The sequence below is a fragment of the Paraburkholderia sp. MM5384-R2 genome, assembly GCF_014201025.1.
Taxonomy (GTDB): Bacteria; Pseudomonadota; Gammaproteobacteria; order Burkholderiales; family Burkholderiaceae; genus Paraburkholderia; species Paraburkholderia tuberum.
The window spans coordinates 52,545-70,091 of sequence record NZ_JACHDI010000014.1 but is presented as its reverse complement, the minus strand read 5'-3'; the positions used below and the strand labels follow the sequence as shown (position 1 = coordinate 70,091).

Here is a 17,547-nt window from a genome sequence, read left to right as displayed (position 1 = left end):
GGCGCCGCCTGCCGTGCCTCTCGCTGTCGCCCCGCTTCCCACACCGCAAGACCATCTCGAAATCACCTCCTGGCGGGAGTTTCCGCCCATCGCCTTGGCCCAGAAAGCGCCGCGCGAACCAGCCCGGCGACACGCATCCGCTAGAATCGCGGGTTTTCCCGACATTCGGCGCGCAACACGCGTGCACCACTGGAGACCCACGCCAATGTCCCTGTTTCGCAAAAAGAGCGTCGAGCACATGCTTGCGGCGAGCGCTCAGAGCGCCGGCCTGAAAAAGGCGCTGGGCGCGCTCGACCTGACTTTCCTCGGCGTCGGCGCCATCATCGGCACCGGCATCTTCGTGCTGACCGGCACGGGTGCCCTACAGGCCGGCCCCGCGCTGATGATCTCGTTCCTGATCGCGGCGATCGCCTGCGGATTCGCCGCGCTCGCCTACGCTGAATTCGCATCGACGATTCCGGTCGCCGGTTCGATCTACACGTACTCGTATGCGACGCTCGGCGAGCTGGCCGCGTGGATCATCGGCTGGGACCTGATGCTCGAGTACGGGCTCGCGACCTCGGCGGTGTCGGTCGGCTGGTCCGGCTATCTGCAGTCGTTGCTGTCGGGCTTCGGCGTATCGCTGCCGATGGCGCTGAGCGCAGCCCCCGGCGCCGTGCCCGGACACGAAACGCTGTTCAACCTGCCCGCCTTCCTCGTGATGATGGCGATCACCACGCTGCTGTCGCTCGGCGTGCGCGAATCCGCGCGAATCAACAACATCATGGTTGCGATCAAGGTCGTCGTCGTGCTGCTCGTGATCGGCGTCGGCGTGTTTCACGTCACGCCGGCCAACTGGCACCCGTTCATGCCTCACGGCTGGAGCGGCGTGTTCGGCGCGGCCGCGGTGATGTTCTTCGCGTTCATCGGCTTCGACTCGGTGTCGTCGGCGGCCGAAGAAGTGAAGAATCCGAAGCGCGACCTCCCGATCGGCATCATCGCGTCGCTCGGCGTGTGCGCGGTGCTGTATGTGGCCGTGGCCGCGGTCGTCACCGGCATCGTGCCGTCCGGGAAGTTCATGGGCATTTCGCACCCGGTGTCGTACGCGCTGCAACTCGCGGGGCAGAACTGGGTCGCGGGCTTCATCGACCTCGGCGCCGTGCTGGGCATGCTGACCGTGATTCTCGTGATGGCTTACGGTCAGACGCGGGTGATCTTCGCGATGTCGCGCGACGGCCTGCTGCCCGCGAAGCTGTCGAAAGTGCATCCGCGTTTCGCGACGCCGTTCTTCACGACGTGGCTCGTCGGCATCTTCTTCGGCCTGATCGGCGCGCTGGTGCCGCTCAATGTGTTGGCTGAGCTGATCAATATCGGCACGCTCGCGGCGTTCTCGATGGTATCGATCGCGGTGCTCGTGCTGCGCAAGACGCACCCAGAGCTGCCGCGCGCGTTCCGTTGCCCTGGCGTGCCGGTCGTGCCGGTGCTCGCGGTCGCATCGTGCCTGTTCCTGATGCTGAACCTGCAAGGCATCACGTGGGGCGCGTTCGTGATCTGGCTGCTGATCGGCATGTTCATCTATTTCGGCTACTCGCGCCGTCATTCGAAACTGGCAAAGTAAAGCGCCGTTTCGATGAAGCCTCGCCAATGAGCTGAATGCTCGCGAGCGTGGCCTCGCTTTCCGCTGATCTATCGATGCGCCCCGTCATGCTCCGCAGACGGGGCGCTCGTCTTTACGGCGTTCCATTCCGTGGCCGCCGTGTTCTCTTCGTGCGCTCGCGCGCGCCGAACACACTTCCCCTCATAGCGCGCCCGCGCGATTTGTGCTTTACTTTTCGGCAGATTTGTAAAACCCGTAGCACCCTCATCGGACTTGGCGAATCGAAGTCAGCACGCAGTCGAAGCAAAGCAGGGGCAATAACAATCACAGGTCCGGTCTCACCCACAGCAACTATCTTGCATGGGATCGTGGTCTGCGCCGAGGCAGGGATCGATACGCCGAAGCGCTCGCTCCGATCAATATAGGAGACAGCTTCATGGCGATCAGCATCAGTCTGACGGTCAATGGCGCGCCCGTGAGCGCCTCAGTCGACCCTGGCACCCTGCTTGTCCAGTTCCTGCGCGATCAACTCCGTCTGACCGGCACCCATGTCGGCTGCGATACGGCGCAATGCGGCGCCTGCACCGTCCATCTGAACGGCCGCGCGATCAAGTCCTGCAACATCCTCGCCGTGCAAGCCGATGGCGCGGAACTCACGACCATCGAAGGGCTCGCGCACAACGGCGCGCTGCATCCGATGCAGGCCGCGTTCAAGCACTGCCACGGTCTGCAATGCGGCTTCTGCACGCCGGGCATGGTGATGAACGCGGTGTCGCTGGTGCAGCGTCAACCCGATCTGACCGGCGACGAGGTGCGCGAGCAGCTCGACGGCAATCTGTGCCGCTGTACGGGCTATCACAACATCGTCAAGGCCGTGCTCGAAGGCGCCGCGGGTATGAAGTCCGCCGCATCGAGCGCATCTGCCGGCGCGAATGCCGCCGGCGCCACCGCCGCTTGAGGAGCCGACGATGAACGCACCCGATACACAGAGCCTGATTGGCGCCGCCGTCGAACGCAAGGAAGACTATCGCTTCCTGACCGGCAAAGGCCAGTACACCGACGACATCGTGCTGCCGCAGCAAACCTACGCGGTGTTCCTGCGCTCACCGCACGCGCACGCGAAGATCGGAAGCATCGACACGAGCGCGGCCAAACAGTCGCCGGGCGTGATCGCGATCTTCACCGGCGCGGATCTCGCCGCCGACAACGTCGGCGGACTGCCGTGCGGCTGGCTGATCCACAGCACCGACGGCAAGCCGATGAACGAGCCGCCGCATCCGGTGATCGCGCATACGAAAGCACGGCACGTGGGCGATCAGGTCGCGCTCGTGATCGCTGAATCGATCAAGGCGGCGAAAGATGCGGCCGAACTGATCGAAGTCGATTACGAAGAACTGCCGGCCGTCGTCGATACCGCGCATGCGGCCGACCCTGGTCAAGCGGCCGTGCACGACGAAGTGCCCGACAACGTCTGCTACAACTGGGGCCACGGCGACAAGGCCGCGACCGACGCCGCGTTCGCGAAAGCCGCACACGTGACCACGCTCGACATCGTCAACAACCGCCTCGTGCCGAACGCGATCGAACCGCGCGCGGTCAACGCGAACTATTCGGCGCAGGACGAGAGCTACACGCTGTACGTCGCGAATCAGAACCCGCACGTCGAGCGGCTGCTGATGGCCGCGTTCGTGCTGTCGCTGCCGGAATCGAAGCTGCGCGTGATCGCGCCGGACGTCGGCGGCGGCTTCGGCTCGAAGATCTTTCTATACGCCGAAGACGTCGCGCTCACCTGGGCGTCGAAGAAGATCGGCCGGCCGGTCAAATGGACCGCCGAGCGCTCCGAGGCGTTCCTTTCCGATGCGCACGGCCGCGATCACGTGACCAAAGCCGAGCTTGCGCTGGACGCCGACGGCAAGTTCCTCGCGATGCGCGTGCATACGATCGCGAACATGGGCGCGTATCTGTCGACATTCGCGTCGAGCGTGCCGACGATCCTGTACGCGACGCTGCTCGCCGGGCAATACGCAACGCCCGCGATCTATGCCGAAGTGAAGGCGGTCTTCACCAACACCGTTCCGGTCGATGCGTATCGCGGCGCGGGCCGGCCGGAAGCGACGTTCGTCGTCGAGCGTCTGGTCGAAGCCGCGGCGCGCGAGATGAAACTCGACCCCGCGGAAATCCGCCGCCGCAATTTCATCACGCAATTCCCGTACGCGACGCCGGTCGGCCTCACCTACGACACCGGCGACTACAACGCGATCCTGTCGCGCGCGCTCACGCTCGCGGACGTCGAGGGCTTCGCCGCACGCCGGCAGGAATCCGAAAAGAACGGCAAGCGCCGCGGCCTCGGCTACTCGTGCTACATCGAGGCATGCGGTCTTGCGCCGTCGAACATCGCGGGCGCGCTCGGCGCGCGCGCGGGCCTGTTCGAAGTCGGCCAGATCCGCGTACATCCGACCGGTTCAGTCACCGTGTTCACGGGCTCGCACAGTCACGGCCAGGGCCATGAGACGACCTTCGCGCAAGTCGTCGCGGACCGCCTTGGCATTGCCCTCGAAAGCGTCGAGATCGTGCACGGCGACACCGGCCGCATCGCGTTCGGCATGGGCACGTATGGTTCGCGTTCGATCGCGGTCGGCGGCTCGGCCATCTCGAAGGCGCTCGACAAGATCGAAGCAAAGGCGAAGAAGATCGCCGCGCATCTGCTCGAAGCGTCGGCTGAAGACATCGAGTTCAAGAACGGGGTGTTCCGCGTCGCGGGCACCGACCGCACCAAGGCGTTCGCGGAGATCTCGCTCGCCGCGTACGTGCCGCACAACTATCCGCTCGACGTGCTCGAACCGGGGCTCGAAGAAAGCGCGTTCTACGATCCGACCAACTTCACGTATCCGTCGGGTGCGTATATCTGCGAGATCGAAGTCGATCCGGACACCGGCGTCTCCCGCATCCAGCAGTTCACCGCGGTCGACGATTTTGGCAACGTGATCAATCCGATGATCGTCGAAGGTCAGGTGCATGGCGGGCTCGGGCAAGGCATCGGTCAGGCGATGCTCGAGCGCTGCGTGTACGACAACGACAGCGGCCAGTTGCTATCCGGCTCTTACATGGACTACGCGATGCCGCATGCGTCCGACCTGCCCGACTTCACGGTCGAAACGTCGAAGGGCACGCCGTGCACGCACAATCCGCTCGGCGTCAAAGGCTGCGGCGAAGCGGGCGCGATCGGCTCACCGCCGGCCGTGATCAACGCGATCATCGACGCACTCGCGCCGCTTGGCGTGACCAATCTGCAGATGCCGGCCACGCCGCATCGCGTCTGGTCCGCGATTCAAGCGGCGAAGCAAGCCTGACCCAACGATCCTGAGCGGAGCATTCGACATGTATTCATTCGAGTATCAACGCGCGACGGATCCGCAAGCGGCCGCCGCAGCCCTCGCCGCCGACAGCGACGCAAAGTTCCTCGCCGGCGGCCAGAGCCTTCTGCCGACGATGCGCCTGCGTCTCGCGCAGCCGTCGCAACTGATCGACGTGACGCGCATTCCCGCGCTAAGGACGATCACCGTCGATGCCAGCACGGTGACGATCGGCGCAGCCGTCTGTCACGCGGACGTCGCCGAACACGCGGACGTGCGGCGCGTGTTGCCCGCGCTCGCGGAGCTGGCCGCGAATATCGGCGATCGCCAGGTGCGCGCGCTCGGCACGATCGGCGGCTCGCTCGCGAACAACGACCCGGCCGCGTGCTACCCGGCGGCGGCGATGGGCCTCGATGCGACGATCGTCACGGACCGGCGGCGCATCTCTTCGGCCGATTTCTTCGTCGGCATGTACGAGACCGCGCTCGCGCCCGACGAGCTGATCGTCGCCGTCGAGTTTCCGGTGCCCGAGCGTGCCGCATACGAGAAATTTCCCAATCCGGCGTCGCACTTCGCGTTGGTCGGCGTGTTCGTCGCGAAGTCCGCGAGTGGCGTGCGAGTGGCGGTGACGGGCGCGGCGGCGTCGGTATTTCGCGTGCCCGAGCTCGAAAGCACGCTGTCGGCGAACTTCACGCCCGAGGCGGCACGTGCAGTGAGCGTGTCGCCCGACGAGCTGAACGACGACATGCACGCGAGCGCCGCGTATCGCGCGCATCTGATTCCGGTGCTCGCCGCGCGCGCGGTCACGAAGGCAAATGCCTAGCGATCCTCGCTAGGCGCCCCGGCTTGCCGCGCCTTCACCACGGTGCGCGCAAGCCGGCTTCGTTCACTTCGCGAGCCGGCGCGACAGTTCGACGCCGGGCTCGCGGCCATTGCGTTCTTCACTCGCGCCACGCTTTGCCATGGCCTGTCGCGCAGATTCAGGATCACCATGCAGCCGGCTTCGATCGACGACACCCTCGCCCAACTCGCCGCCCAACGCTATTTCGCGAGCCGCGAGCTCGCGACCGCACTGTATCTCGCGCTGCGCATGGAGCGGCCGTTGTTCGTCGAAGGCGAGCCGGGTGTCGGCAAAACCGAGCTCGCGAAAGCCGCGGCGGGCATGCTCGGCACCACGTTGCTGCGCCTGCAATGCTATGAAGGCCTCGACACCGCGAGCGCGCTCTATGAGTGGGACTACCCGCGCCAGATCATGGCGCTGCGGCTTGCCGAAGCGAGCGGCGAGCGCCCCGACAACGACACGCTATATCGTGGCGAATTCCTGCTGAAGCGTCCGCTTCTGCAGGCGTTGATGCCCGACGAAAACCATCCCGGCGCGCGGCGCGTGCTGCTGATCGACGAAATCGACCGCGCCGACGAACCGTTCGAGGCGTTCCTGCTCGAACTCCTGTCCGACTTCCAGGTATCGATTCCCGAATACGGCACCGTGCGCGCGACGCAGCCGCCGCTCGTCATCATGACGTCGAACCGCACGCGCGAAGTTCACGACGCGTTGAAGCGCCGCTGTCTGTATCAATGGATCGGCTATCCGGACCGCGATCGCGAACTGGAGATCGTCGCCGCGCGCGCGCCGCAAACGTCGGCGCAATTGCAGCGGCGCGCGGTCGACTTCGTGCATCGGCTGCGCGGCATGGATCTGTTCAAGGCGCCCGGCATCGCCGAGACGATCGACTGGTGCCGCGCGCTCGAAGCGCTGTCGGTCACGGAGCTCGATCCGCAATCGGTGCAGAACACGCTCGGCGTGCTGCTCAAGTATCAGGACGATCTCGCGCGTGTGGATGCCGCGCAGATCGCGCAGTGTCTGTCCGGGTGAGGGTCGTTGGCATGACGAACGGAACCGGCTCGGGCAGGCTCGACGACACGAACCAGCACACTGCGCCCACGCTCGCGCGCAACGTCGTCCATTTCGTGCGCGTGCTGCGCGGCGCCGGCTTGCCGATGTCGCCCGCACAAGCAGTCGACGCACTCGCCGCGTTGCAGTGGATCGACCTCGGCCGCCGCGACGACGTGCACGCCGCGCTTGCCGCGCTGCTCGTCACCGCGCCCGACGAACGCGAACTCTTCAATGCCGCGTTCGATCTGTTCTGGCGCGACCCCGATTGGGAAGGCAAGCTGCGCGCGCTGCTGCTGCCGAAAGTGCGCGACGGGCTGCCACCGCCGAAGCGCAACAACCGTCTCGCCGATGCGCTCGCGGTGCGCATGCCACCGTCGCCGCATCTGAATGCGCAGCAGGAAACCGAGCAGCAAGAGTTGCATGCGCAGTTGACGTTCAGCGCGCAAGAGCGGCTGCGTCATCGCGATTTCGACACGCTGAACGCCGACGAATGGCGCACGCTGCGGCATCTGATTCGCAGCCAGCGGCTGCCGCTCGCAACCGAATCGACGCGGCGCCTGAAGGCGGCATCGCACGGCACGCATGCGGACTTGCGCGCGAGCGCGCGGCATGCGGTGCGCGCCGGTGGCGACTGGACCGTGTGGAAGTATCGCGCGAGGGTCGAGCGCAAGCCGCCGCTCGTGCTGCTGCTCGACATTTCCGGCTCGATGAGCAACTACTCGCGCGCGGTGCTCTACTTTTGCCACGCGTTGTTGCAGTCGCGCGAACGTCTGCAGGTGTTTCTGTTCGGCACGCGGCTCACGAACGCGACGCGCGCATTGCGCGAACGCGATCCGGACGTCGCGATCGCGACGCTCAGCGACCAGGTGGTCGACTGGTCGGGCGGCACGCGCATCGGCGCGGCGCTCGCCGAGTTCAACCGACGCTGGGCGCGCCGCGTGCTCACAGGTCGTGCGACGGTGCTGCTCGTCACCGACGGTCTCGATCACGAAGCGATCGACGTGCTCGATACCGAAATGGCGCGCCTCGCACGCTTCGCGCATCGCGTCGTGTGGCTCAATCCGCTGCTGCGGTTCAGCGGCTTCACTCCGAAGGCGCGCGGCGTGCAGGCGATCCTGCCGTATGTCGACGCGCATCGTCCGGTTCATAATCTAGACAGTCTCGCAGCATTCGGCCACGATCTCGCGCAACTGACGCGCGCGCCTCGCCACGCCGTCGCCGCGACGACACTCGCAGGAGCAACGTCATGGAATTGAGCGAAATTCATACGCTGCCGGTCGCGCAGCAGCAAACGTGGGACGCGTTGAACGACACGGAGATTCTGCGCGCTTGCATCCCCGGCTGCGAAAGCATCGACCCGGACGGCGAAAACGCGTACCTGGTCACGCTGGTCGCGGCGGTGGGCCCGGTCAAGGCGCGCTTCAAGGGGCGCATGCAACTGACCGATATCGACGCGCCGAACACCTACACCATTGTGTTCGAAGGCCAGGGCGGCGCCGCGGGTTTTGCCAAGGGCAACGCGCAGGTCTCGCTCGAAGCCGACGGCGATGCCGCGACGAAGCTCTCCTACACCGCCAATGCGCAGGTCGGCGGCAAGCTCGCGCAGATCGGCTCGCGGCTCGTCGACGGTGCGGCGCGCAAGATTGCGGGGGAGTTTTTCAAGCGCTTCGGCGCCCAGCTCTCGGGAGACAATAGCGCTGTTGAAACAGCGGAAGGCAACGCCCCGGTGGATACCGAAACCGAAACCGAAGCCGCATCCGCCTCCGAGCAAACGGAATCGAACGAGGCCGCGGACGGCGAGTCCGGCGGCGAAGCAAAGAAAGGGAAGAAATCATGGACAGCGTGGATCTCGAAGTTCTGAAAACCAGCGCCCGCTGGCTGGCGGACGGACATCGCGCGCTCCTCGTGACGGTCGTGAAGACGTGGGGCTCGTCGCCGCGTCCCGAGGGCGCGATGCTCGCGGTGCGCGACGACGGCCTCGTGGTGGGCTCGGTGTCGGGCGGCTGCATCGAAGACGATCTGATCGATCGCGTGCGGCAACGGGGCATCGAGCAGACACATCCGGAGGCGGTGAAGTACGGCATCACGGCCGAGGAAGCGCATCGCTTCGGCCTGCCGTGCGGCGGCACGATCCAGCTCGTGCTCGAACCGTTGACGCGGCAAAGCGGCATCGCCGAGCTATGTCACGCGGTCGAAAATGGCCGGCTCGTCGCACGCGAACTCGACATGACGACGGGCGCGATGCGGCTCGACGACGCGCAGGCGACCGACGGCGTGCATTTCGACGGTGAGCGTCTGTTGACGATCCACGGCCCGCGCTACCGGATGCTAGTGATCGGCGCCGGGCAGTTGTCTCGCTACCTGTGCCATATCGCGGTGGGACTCGATTATCAGGTGACGGTCTGCGATCCGCGCGAGGAATACACCGAGGAATGGGACGTGCCGGGCACGAAGATCGTACGCACGATGCCGGACGATACCGTGATCGACATGAAGCTCGACGAGCGCTGCGCGGTAATCGCGCTCACGCACGATCCGAAGCTCGACGATCTCGCGCTGATGGAAGCATTGAAGACGCCGGCGTTTTATGTCGGCGCGCTCGGCTCGCGCAGGAACAATCACGCGCGACGCGAGCGCCTGAAGGAGTTCGATCTGAACGAAGCCGAACTGGCACGCTTGCATGGACCTGTCGGCATTTATATCGGCAGCAGGACGCCGCCCGAGATCGCGGTGTCGATTCTGGCGGAGGTGACGGCGGCGAAAAATGGCGTGTCGCTGCCGACGCTATTGCAGGTCGAAGGCGCGAAGGCCGCGCGGGAGATTGCGGCGTCGGGTGGCGCCGCTTACAGCGTGTAGCCCGTCGACATCGCGCAATTAAGTGCTTTGCTCAATGTCGACAGGCGGCAGGCTCGCCGTGCATACCCGGCGAACCCTCTTTCGATCGCTTCCAAACGCTACGACCTGCTCGCCGACAAGGCGCTGTATGCGGACGCGCGCGGCTTCAGCGCGGTGACGCCGGTCACGCGCGACGGCCGCACGCGCTACGAATTCCGCTACGACAAGGCACACTTCGACCGGCTCGAACGCGGCTCGGTCGCGTACGTGTCGTACGGTGATCGGCTGATGGTGTCGACCTTCCCGAGCTATGCCGCGTTCGCCGCCTCCTACCGCAGCTCCGCGGCCGACCCGGGCGCGCACGAAGTCGCGATCCAGATCGACGTTGGTGGAGTCGTCGAATGTGGCGTCGCAGGCGCCTTGACCGTCAAGACGTCAAATCGGCCACAACGGCCCTTCCTGCATCGCGCCGATCTGCTCGCGCATCTCGAGGATGCGATCTTCCCAGTAGCGCTGCGTGTTGAACCACGGAAACGCGGCCGGAAACGCCGGATCGTTCCAGCGGCGCGCGAGCCATGCCTGATAGTGAATCAGCCGCAACGTGCGCAGCGCTTCGATCAGATACAGCTCACGCGGCTCGAATTCGCAGAAATCCTCGTAACCGGCGAGCAGATCGGCCAGCGCGCGCGACGCCTCCGCACGCTCGCCCGGCAGCAGCAGCCACAGATCCTGAATCGCGGGCCCCATGCGGCTGTCGTCGAAATCGACGAAATGCGGGCCCGCGTCGGTCCACAGCACGTTGCTCGGATGACAGTCGCCGTGCAGACGCAACCTGCGAATCTCGCCAGCCCGCTCGAACGCATACGCGACGCCTTCGAGCGCGAGATTCACGACGGTTTCCCACGCGGTGCGCAGATCGTCGGGAACGAAACGGTGCGCGAGCAGGAAGTCGCGCGGCTCGTAGCCGAACGTGTCGATGTTTAGCGTGGGACGTTCTACGTAGTCCTGGGTCTGCCCGATCGCATGAATGCGTCCGATGAAACGCCCCAGCCATTCCAGCGTGTCGCGCCGGTCGAGATCCGGCGCGCGACCGCCGCGTCGCTCGAAGACCGAGAAGCGGAAGCCGTCGAAGCTGTGCAGCGTGCGGCCATCGAGCACGCGCGCGGGCACGGCTGGGATCTCGCGCGCGGCGAGTTCGGCGACGAACGCGTGCTCTTCGAGAATCCCCGCGTCGCTCCAGCGCTCGGGACGATAGAACTTCGCGACCACGGGCGGACCGTCTTCGACGCCGACCTGATACACGCGATTTTCGTAGCTGTTGAGCGGCAGCAGACGGCCGTCGGTACGCACGCCGGTCGTTGCGAGCACGCCGTCGATCGCGTCGAGCACGGTTTCCGGCGTGAGCCGCGCGAATGGCACGGCGCCATCGGCGCCGGCCTCGGGATAGGAATTGTCGGGAATGGTGTCGTTCATGCCCCGCATTGTGCGCCGCGTCGCGGGGAAAGACGAGGGCGACGACTCGCAATGCGTGCGTGGCATCGCTAGAAATACGGGCTGATTTGGGACGCGCCGTGGATCGACGCGCGCATCGGCCCACGGCGATGCTGACGAGTCGATCTCACCTTACAGCATCACTACAGCCCGCACCTGCGGGTCACGCAACGGCAATGAGCAACCGGTAAGTCTCTCGTTCAATGCGTCTGCGCGCCGGCCGGACGTATCAGGTCGCCGGTATCGATCAGATCTTCCAGGAAAAAGGGTTCGGTATTGAGTTGCTGCGAGGCGCCGGGCTCGCCGGCGTACCACGCCACCATCGCCATGTCGCCAAGAATGCGCATGACGATTCCGCGCGCGCCTTGCGGAACGGCGATATGTACCGATCGGACAATGGAACCGACTTCCATGATAATTCCCCGCTTCCCTTAGCCGGCTTTATGATTTCACGCCGGTCGAGGTGATGATAAAAACGCCGCTTCGCATTTGACGTTGCGTGCGCACTTAATCTGTCGCGCGCATGGCGCGTGAGAGGTTCGAGTCATTTTTCCCGCTTTGCGGGGCTTTGGGAAGGCGAATAGAAGGCTTTCACCCGTCGTTTCGCCCTATTCCCATTACGTTGCGTACGGCCGATTATCTCGGCCTCAGACGTCGTAATGCAGACCATCATAAACCCTGCGGGGGGTGACATCAAAAACGTGCACTGCCGGAACGATCTGCCAGACGCGGGCGCCGCGCGGCTTCGCACCTGCCTTCGCGCCTGCGTTTCCGATCCGCGCGGCGCGCTCGCCGCTCATTTCATTCGTCTTCGCTAGTCATGTGGATCGTTCGTCTCGCGCTACGGCGCCCCTATACGTTCGTCGTGCTGGCGCTGCTGTTGCTGACCGTCGGACCGTTGACCATTCTGCGCACGCCCACCGACATCTTTCCGAACATCGATATTCCGGTGCTCTCGGTCATCTAGTCGTATAACGGCCGGCCCGCCGACGAAATGGAGCGGCGCATCGCGCTGAACTACGAGCGCGGCTTGTCGGTGGCGGTCAACGATATCGAACACACGGAATGTCCACGCTCGATATCGTCGAGCGCATCAAGACGATGATGCCGACGCTGCGCCATCTGGTGCGGCCGTCGCTGAATATCGACCCCGTCGCCGACCAATCGCTGTTCGTGCGTGCATCCGTGCAGGGCGTATTGCGTGAAGCGCTGATCGCCGCGTGCCTGACGGGCCTGATGATTCGATTCCGTTGTCGATGATCACGTCGATCATCGCGTTGTCCGCGCTCGGTCAGACGATCAACATTATGACGCTCGGCGGGCTCGCGCTCGCGGTCGGGATTCTCGTCGAGGATGCGACCGTCGCGATCGAAAACAACAGCCATCAGCTCGAACAGGGCAAGACGCTAGAACAGGCGATTCTCGACGGCGCGCATCAGATCGCGATTCCGACGCTGGTGTCGACGCGGGCGATCTGTATCGTGTTCGTGCCGATGTTTCTGCTCACCGGTGTCGCGCACTATCTGTTCATTCCGCTTGCCGAAGCGGTGGTGTTCGCGATGCTCGCGTCGTACTTCTTCTCGCGTACGCTCGTGCCGACGCTCGCGAGTCGCTGCTGTTGCTGCCGTTTATCGGCCGCGACTTTTTCCCCGCCGTCGATGCCGGCACGATCGCGCTGCACATGCGCGCGAAAACCGGCATGCGCGTCGAGGAAACCGCGGTGCTGACCGATCGTGTCGATGCGCGCATCCGTCAGCTGATTCCGGCCGGCGAGCAGCATTCGATCATCGACAACATCGGTCTGCCGGTGTCGGGTATCAACCTTTCGTACAGCAACACGGGCACGATCGGCACATCCGACTCGGACATCCTGATCACGCTGAACCCCGATCATCATCCGAGTGCCGGGCGACGACGCGCTCGTGCATCCGTCGACGGCGACTTCGGGGGCGACGCGGGCGCCGGCGCCGGGCAGTGAAGCCGGGGCGCACGGCTAGCGCCGGGAGACAGGCGCGCGACGTGCTGCGGATGGAGCGCTGCGGGTCACCATTGGCACGCCGCGTTGCCCGCGACGCCGGCTTGAAAGGCGTTTTCAGCGTATCCTTAACACTTTTGCGCGTTTCCGTGTGACCCAAGGAGTTTTGTTGTGACCCTGCCGCCGCAATCCCAGCGGACTGCATCTGCCGTTCCCTCCCGCGGCGCAGCTTCAGCTGCTTGCGCAAGCACCACCACCGTGTCGGACATCCCTTATCTCGAACGCGGCTCGCGCGCGTACTGGCGTGCCAGCCTCGCGCTGCTGTTCGCCGGCTACGCGACGTTCTCGCTGCTCTACTGCGTGCAGCCGCTGCTGCCGTCGTTCTCCGAAGCGTTCAACGTGACGCCGGCGCAAAGCAGTCTGTCGTTGTCACTATCCACTGCTGCGCTCGCGCTCGCGATCTTCGTCGCCGGTTTCGTCTCCGAGGGTTGGAGCCGGCACAAGCTGATGACGCTGTCGCTGACGGTGTCATCGGTGCTGACGATTGGCGTATCGGTCGCGCCGCACTGGCACCAGCTGCTCGTGCTGCGTACGCTCGAAGGGCTCGCGCTCGGCGGCGTGCCGGCCGTCGCGATGGCTTATCTCGCCGAGGAAGTGCATCCCGACGGCCTCGGCCTCGCGATGGGCCTGTACGTCGGCGGCACGGCGATCGGCGGCATGGCCGGGCGAGTCATCACCGGCGTGGTCGCGGATCTGTTTTCGTGGCGCATCGCGATCGGCACGATCGGCGTGCTCGGCCTGCTGTCGATGCTCGCGTTCCGCGCGCTGCTGCCACCGTCGCGCCATTTCGTGCCGCGCCGCGGGCTCGGCTTCGCGCATCACCGCACGCTGCTGTTGCGCCAGTTCACGCGACCGGGTCTGCCGCTGCTGTTCCTGCTCGGCTTCGTGCTGATGGGCAGCTTCGTCACGCTGTACAACTACATCGGCTACCGGCTGCTCGCGCCGCCGTATCAGTTGAATCAGACGGAGATCGGCGCGATTTTCATCGTCTATCTGGTTGGCGTGGTCGCGTCGCCATGGTCCGGGCGCATGGCCGACACGTTCGGCCGTGCACGCGTGCTGATCGGGAGCCTGCTGCTGATGGTGCTCGGCCTCGCACTGACGATGCTGCATCCGCTCGCGGCGATCGCGACCGGTATCGCCTGCGTGACGTTCGGGTTCTTTGCCGGGCATTCGGTCGCGAGCGGTTGGGTCGGGCGTCTGGCGAAAGACGCGAAAGGCCAGGCCGCTGCGCTGTATCTGCTCGCGTACTACATCGGCTCGAGCCTGGTCGGTTCGTATGGCGGCCATGTGTGGGCCGGTCAAGGCTGGAACGGCGTCGTCGGGCTAGTCGGTGCGCTGCTCGTGATCGGCTTGATCGCGGCGAGCCGCCTGCGCGGGCGCGAATAGCCCGGCGCATCGGTCGCGTTGCGCGGTGCAGGCACCGCGAGCCGACCGCAATCAGCCAACCCGCATGGATCGGCGGCAAAACGAAAGGCTTGCGTAAGCGAACGTTTGCTATTTTCCCTCGCGTTTTGTTGCGCCGCGCCAATCGCCGCGGGCCGCGCCGCGCCTGGGTTCAGCAGCTTACGAATAAGCGCCGACGCGCCAGCTTGCGCCGTCGCGCCGCTCGATCGGTCTCCTATACTCGATTCGTGCAACCGCGCGGCATGATTTCGAAGCCGCGGCCTCTGCCGGAACGACACAGCAACCATCCCGCATGGGAGGAGACGAAGATGACCTACTTTACGATCGGCGATTTCATCCTGGTCATTCCGATGGCATTGGCGGGCGCGCTATTCGTCGGCGCGCTGCCCTGCAAGACCGAGTTGCGACACAACGGGCTGCGTGTGCTGGGCGCGCTGATCGGTGTGATGTGCGCGGTGGCGCTGGTCGAGGGTCTGCCGGCGCTCGTGTAGCGGCTCGGCGAAATACCTGCAGAAAAGCCGCACGCTGAGCGTGCGGCTTCGTTTTGCCCTTGCGTCCGTCCGCCTGTTGCGCGGACGCGCTGGCTCCTCACGCGATCAGATCGCCTGATCGGTCGACGGCTTTTCCCATAGATTGATCCCGCCTTCGGTCGCATAGCGATCGATTTCGGCGAGTTCGTCGGCCGAGAATGCGAGCTTCTTCAGCGCGCCGACGTTCTCGCGCACCTGCTCCGCGCGGCTCGCGCCGATCAGCACCGAGGTCACGCGTGGATCGCGCAACGCCCACGCGAGCGCCATCTGCGCGAGGCTCTGACCACGGCGCTGCGCGATGTCGTTGAGCTTCCGAACGTGCTCGATGTTCCGCGGGCTCAGATGCTCGTCTTTCAGCGAACCGCCGCCCGGCTTGTTGACGCGCGCATCTTCCGGCACGCCGTTCAGGTACTTGCCGGTCAACAATCCCTGCGCGAGCGGCGTGAACGCGATCGTGCCCGCGCCGACTTCATCGAGCGTATCGAGCAGGTCGTGTTCGATCCAGCGGTTCAGCATGTTGTACGACGGCTGATGGATCAGCAGCGGCACCTTGTATTCGGCGAGCAGCTTCGCCATTTCGCGCGTCTTCGCCGACGAGTACGACGAGATGCCGATGTACAGCGCCTTGCCCTGCTGCACCGCGCTCGCGAGCGCGCCCGCGGTTTCCTCGAGCGGCGTGTGCGCGTCGAAGCGATGCGAATAGAAGATGTCGACGTAATCGAGGCCCATGCGCTTCAGGCTCTGATCGAGACTCGCGAGCACATATTTGCGCGAGCCGCCGCCCTGGCCGTACGGACCGGGCCACATATCCCAACCGGCCTTCGACGAAATCAGCAACTCGTCGCGATACGGTTTGAAATCGTCCTTGAACAGACGGCCGAAGTTGGTTTCCGCGCTGCCGTACGGCGGGCCGTAGTTGTTCGCCAGATCGAAGTGCGTGATGCCGAGGTCGAAGGCCGTGCGCAGGATGTCACGCTGCGTCGAGATCGGCGTGGTGTCGCCGAAGTTGTGCCACAGGCCGAGCGACAGCGCCGGCAGTTTGAGACCCGACTTGCCGCAGACGCGGTATTGCATGTCCGAATAGCGTTCTGAAGCTGCTTCGTAAGCCATTGCTGGTGTCCTTGTCGATGAGATCGCCCGAGGATGGCGGGCGTGAGGATTCGCGCGTTGCGGGAGGCGTGCTGCTGGGGAGATTTGTTGTCGTGGTGTCGCCGCGGTGCGGCCAGACCGCTATGTTAGCCAATCGACGCGGCGCTTGCAGCGCAACCAGTATGCAGGATGGACGAGCACGCACGCCTCACCTACACTCTGGCCGGTTCAGGTTGATGGGAGGTGCAGATGACGAAAGCGATTTCGATCGCGCTGATTGTCGGCGGTATCGTGCTGCTGTATTTCGGCGGGCAGGCATTCAATTCGGTGAGCAGCGACGTGTCGCGCTTCTTTACCGGCTCGCCGAGCAACAAGGCGATCGTGCTGATCGTCGCGGGCGTGGTGGCGACGCTCGCCGGGCTGACGGGAATCGCGATGTCGGGGCGCAAGCGCTGAGCATCGGCGCGAGGCCCGCGACCAAAATAATCTAGAACACAATCTCGGGCTTCGCGGCCGAGCGCGTGCCGGGCAGCGGCACATTGCTTGCGCCGTGATAGGTGAACACCAGCGAGAACTTCACCTGGTCGCTCAGATTCTTGCCGGCCGAGTGCAGCGTGTTGCAGTGAAAGAACACCACGTCGCCAGTCTTCAGCTCGGGCGACACCGCCGTGCGGATCGCGGCCTCGTTCTCGGCGAGATCCGCGCGGAAAAACTTCGCTTCGTCGAAACGGTCCGATGTGAACGCGGCGCCGTGCGATTGCGGCACGAACCACAGCGCGCCGTTATCGACGGTTTCCGGGCCGACCGCGAGCCACACCGACATCAGATCGTCGCGCTCGAACGACCAGTAGCGCACGTCGCGATGCCAGCCGGTCAGGCTGCCGTACGCGGGGTGCTTGGTCATCATGCAGTTGTGATGCGCGCGCGACAGACGCGGCTCCTCGCCAAAATACAGCTCCATCCAGCCACGGATTTCGGGCGCGGTCGCCCATTGCGCGAACGCGGGGTGACGACCGTACGCGTCGAGCAGGCGCCGCACCGTATGTCCGCCTGGAGCATCCTTCGATGACGGCGCGCCCGGATACTGCAAATCCGCTTCGAATTCGATCGGCGCCGCCGCTTCCTGCAGCTGCCGCTGCGCGATCCGCTTCAGCTCGTCGCAACGCTCGGGCGACACGAGTCCTGGCACGACGACAAAACCCTGCTCCCGCAACGTTTGAATCTGCTCTTTCTTCGAATGGAGTGACATGGCGTTCCGTGACTGTCGACTAACTGATGTTCGATTGTAAAACGGGCGCGATCGGGGTGCGTTGGTTCACCGCGAGAGGCTCCTGTGT

General features: G+C 64.9%; 16 protein-coding genes and 2 pseudogenes. 13 read left to right on the top strand and 5 right to left on the bottom strand.

Annotation, left to right across the window (positions count from 1 at the left end; all coding sequences use genetic code 11):
- Nucleotides 1–205 precede the first annotated feature (205 nt).
- From HDG37_RS21755 to HDG37_RS39435, 9 genes and pseudogenes are all read left to right on the top strand, one after another.
- The gene (locus HDG37_RS21755; RefSeq protein ID WP_184051188.1) at nt 206–1,597 is read left to right on the top strand and encodes an amino acid permease; all 1,392 of its coding nucleotides are present in this window, start codon (nt 206–208) and stop codon (nt 1,595–1,597) included.
- A 415-nt stretch (nt 1,598–2,012) separates the two neighbouring features.
- Nucleotides 2,013–2,534, top strand: a complete 522-nt coding sequence (locus HDG37_RS21750) for a (2Fe-2S)-binding protein (protein ID WP_184051186.1) — start codon at nt 2,013–2,015, stop codon at nt 2,532–2,534.
- Between the two features lie 10 nt (nt 2,535–2,544).
- Nucleotides 2,545–4,926, top strand: a complete 2,382-nt coding sequence (locus HDG37_RS21745) for a xanthine dehydrogenase family protein molybdopterin-binding subunit (protein WP_184051184.1) — start codon at nt 2,545–2,547, stop codon at nt 4,924–4,926.
- Between the two features lie 28 nt (nt 4,927–4,954).
- Nucleotides 4,955–5,752, top strand: coding sequence for a xanthine dehydrogenase family protein subunit M (locus HDG37_RS21740; RefSeq protein ID WP_184051182.1), 798 nt, complete (start codon nt 4,955–4,957; stop codon nt 5,750–5,752).
- A 168-nt stretch (nt 5,753–5,920) separates the two neighbouring features.
- Complete coding sequence (locus HDG37_RS21735) at nt 5,921–6,802, top strand: MoxR family ATPase (RefSeq protein WP_090802637.1); 882 nt, start codon at nt 5,921–5,923, stop codon at nt 6,800–6,802.
- Between the two features lie 11 nt (nt 6,803–6,813).
- Nucleotides 6,814–8,079: a VWA domain-containing protein gene (locus HDG37_RS21730; RefSeq protein ID WP_184051180.1), complete on the top strand. Its 1,266-nt coding sequence runs from the start codon at nt 6,814–6,816 to the stop codon at nt 8,077–8,079.
- Nucleotides 8,070–8,684, top strand: coding sequence for a CoxG family protein (locus HDG37_RS21725; protein WP_184051178.1), 615 nt, complete (start codon nt 8,070–8,072; stop codon nt 8,682–8,684). Before HDG37_RS21730 ends, HDG37_RS21725 begins: the two co-directional genes overlap by 10 nt.
- Nucleotides 8,657–9,679: an XdhC family protein gene (locus tag HDG37_RS21720; RefSeq protein ID WP_184051176.1), complete on the top strand. Its 1,023-nt coding sequence runs from the start codon at nt 8,657–8,659 to the stop codon at nt 9,677–9,679. Before HDG37_RS21725 ends, HDG37_RS21720 begins: the two co-directional genes overlap by 28 nt.
- A gap of 99 nt (nt 9,680–9,778) precedes the next feature.
- A pseudogene (locus tag HDG37_RS39435) lies at nt 9,779–10,033 on the top strand (hypothetical protein); the annotation flags it as partial.
- A gap of 60 nt (nt 10,034–10,093) precedes the next feature.
- Here the strand turns inward: HDG37_RS39435 and HDG37_RS21715 are convergent.
- From HDG37_RS21715 to HDG37_RS21705, 3 genes are all read right to left on the bottom strand, one after another.
- The gene (locus tag HDG37_RS21715) at nt 10,094–11,140 is read right to left on the bottom strand and encodes a serine/threonine protein kinase (RefSeq protein ID WP_409260238.1); all 1,047 of its coding nucleotides are present in this window, start codon (nt 11,138–11,140) and stop codon (nt 10,094–10,096) included.
- A 209-nt stretch (nt 11,141–11,349) separates the two neighbouring features.
- Nucleotides 11,350–11,562, bottom strand: a complete 213-nt coding sequence (locus HDG37_RS21710) for a hypothetical protein (protein ID WP_018419122.1) — start codon at nt 11,560–11,562, stop codon at nt 11,350–11,352.
- A gap of 234 nt (nt 11,563–11,796) precedes the next feature.
- Entirely contained in the window at nt 11,797–11,949 is a 153-nt protein-coding gene (locus HDG37_RS21705) for a hypothetical protein (RefSeq protein WP_184051172.1), read from the bottom strand.
- A 20-nt stretch (nt 11,950–11,969) separates the two neighbouring features.
- Between HDG37_RS21705 and HDG37_RS21700 the strand changes: the two are divergent.
- The 3 genes and pseudogenes from HDG37_RS21700 to HDG37_RS21690 all read left to right on the top strand — a co-directional run.
- Nucleotides 11,970–13,100, top strand: a pseudogene (locus HDG37_RS21700) (efflux RND transporter permease subunit); the annotation flags it as partial.
- A gap of 282 nt (nt 13,101–13,382) precedes the next feature.
- Complete coding sequence (locus HDG37_RS21695) at nt 13,383–14,573, top strand: MFS transporter (RefSeq protein WP_311541512.1); 1,191 nt, start codon at nt 13,383–13,385, stop codon at nt 14,571–14,573.
- Between the two features lie 326 nt (nt 14,574–14,899).
- Entirely contained in the window at nt 14,900–15,082 is a 183-nt protein-coding gene (locus HDG37_RS21690; RefSeq protein WP_090805541.1) for a hypothetical protein, read from the top strand.
- A gap of 105 nt (nt 15,083–15,187) precedes the next feature.
- Here the strand turns inward: HDG37_RS21690 and mgrA are convergent, their stop codons facing one another.
- Nucleotides 15,188–16,231 (bottom strand): L-glyceraldehyde 3-phosphate reductase, encoded by a 1,044-nt coding sequence (mgrA, locus tag HDG37_RS21685; RefSeq protein WP_184051169.1) that lies wholly within the window; start codon nt 16,229–16,231, stop codon nt 15,188–15,190.
- 228 nt (nt 16,232–16,459) lie between these two features.
- On the opposite strand from mgrA, the gene HDG37_RS21680 reads away from it, so the two are divergent.
- A complete protein-coding gene (locus HDG37_RS21680; RefSeq protein ID WP_018419114.1) occupies nt 16,460–16,666 on the top strand; it encodes a DUF3185 family protein in 207 nt (68 codons plus the stop codon).
- A gap of 31 nt (nt 16,667–16,697) precedes the next feature.
- On the opposite strand, the gene HDG37_RS21675 is transcribed toward HDG37_RS21680, so the two are convergent.
- Nucleotides 16,698–17,459, bottom strand: a complete 762-nt coding sequence (locus HDG37_RS21675) for a phytanoyl-CoA dioxygenase family protein (protein WP_184051167.1) — start codon at nt 17,457–17,459, stop codon at nt 16,698–16,700.
- Nucleotides 17,460–17,547: the final 88 nt, after the last annotated feature.

Coding starts and splice junctions, on each gene's coding strand:
- HDG37_RS21755 (WP_184051188.1), top strand. CDS start 206: ATGTCCCTGTTTCGCAAAAAGAGCGTCGAGCACATGCTTGCGGCGAGC.
- HDG37_RS21750 (WP_184051186.1), top strand. CDS start 2,013: ATGGCGATCAGCATCAGTCTGACGGTCAATGGCGCGCCCGTGAGCGCC.
- HDG37_RS21745 (WP_184051184.1), top strand. CDS start 2,545: ATGAACGCACCCGATACACAGAGCCTGATTGGCGCCGCCGTCGAACGC.
- HDG37_RS21740 (WP_184051182.1), top strand. CDS start 4,955: ATGTATTCATTCGAGTATCAACGCGCGACGGATCCGCAAGCGGCCGCC.
- HDG37_RS21735 (WP_090802637.1), top strand. CDS start 5,921: ATGCAGCCGGCTTCGATCGACGACACCCTCGCCCAACTCGCCGCCCAA.
- HDG37_RS21730 (WP_184051180.1), top strand. CDS start 6,814: ATGACGAACGGAACCGGCTCGGGCAGGCTCGACGACACGAACCAGCAC.
- HDG37_RS21725 (WP_184051178.1), top strand. CDS start 8,070: ATGGAATTGAGCGAAATTCATACGCTGCCGGTCGCGCAGCAGCAAACG.
- HDG37_RS21720 (WP_184051176.1), top strand. CDS start 8,657: ATGGACAGCGTGGATCTCGAAGTTCTGAAAACCAGCGCCCGCTGGCTG.
- HDG37_RS21715 (WP_409260238.1), bottom strand. CDS start 11,140: ATGCGGGGCATGAACGACACCATTCCCGACAATTCCTATCCCGAGGCC.
- HDG37_RS21710 (WP_018419122.1), bottom strand. CDS start 11,562: ATGGAAGTCGGTTCCATTGTCCGATCGGTACATATCGCCGTTCCGCAA.
- HDG37_RS21705 (WP_184051172.1), bottom strand. CDS start 11,949: ATGAGCGGCGAGCGCGCCGCGCGGATCGGAAACGCAGGCGCGAAGGCA.
- HDG37_RS21690 (WP_090805541.1), top strand. CDS start 14,900: ATGACCTACTTTACGATCGGCGATTTCATCCTGGTCATTCCGATGGCA.
- mgrA (WP_184051169.1), bottom strand. CDS start 16,231: ATGGCTTACGAAGCAGCTTCAGAACGCTATTCGGACATGCAATACCGC.
- HDG37_RS21680 (WP_018419114.1), top strand. CDS start 16,460: ATGACGAAAGCGATTTCGATCGCGCTGATTGTCGGCGGTATCGTGCTG.
- HDG37_RS21675 (WP_184051167.1), bottom strand. CDS start 17,459: ATGTCACTCCATTCGAAGAAAGAGCAGATTCAAACGTTGCGGGAGCAG.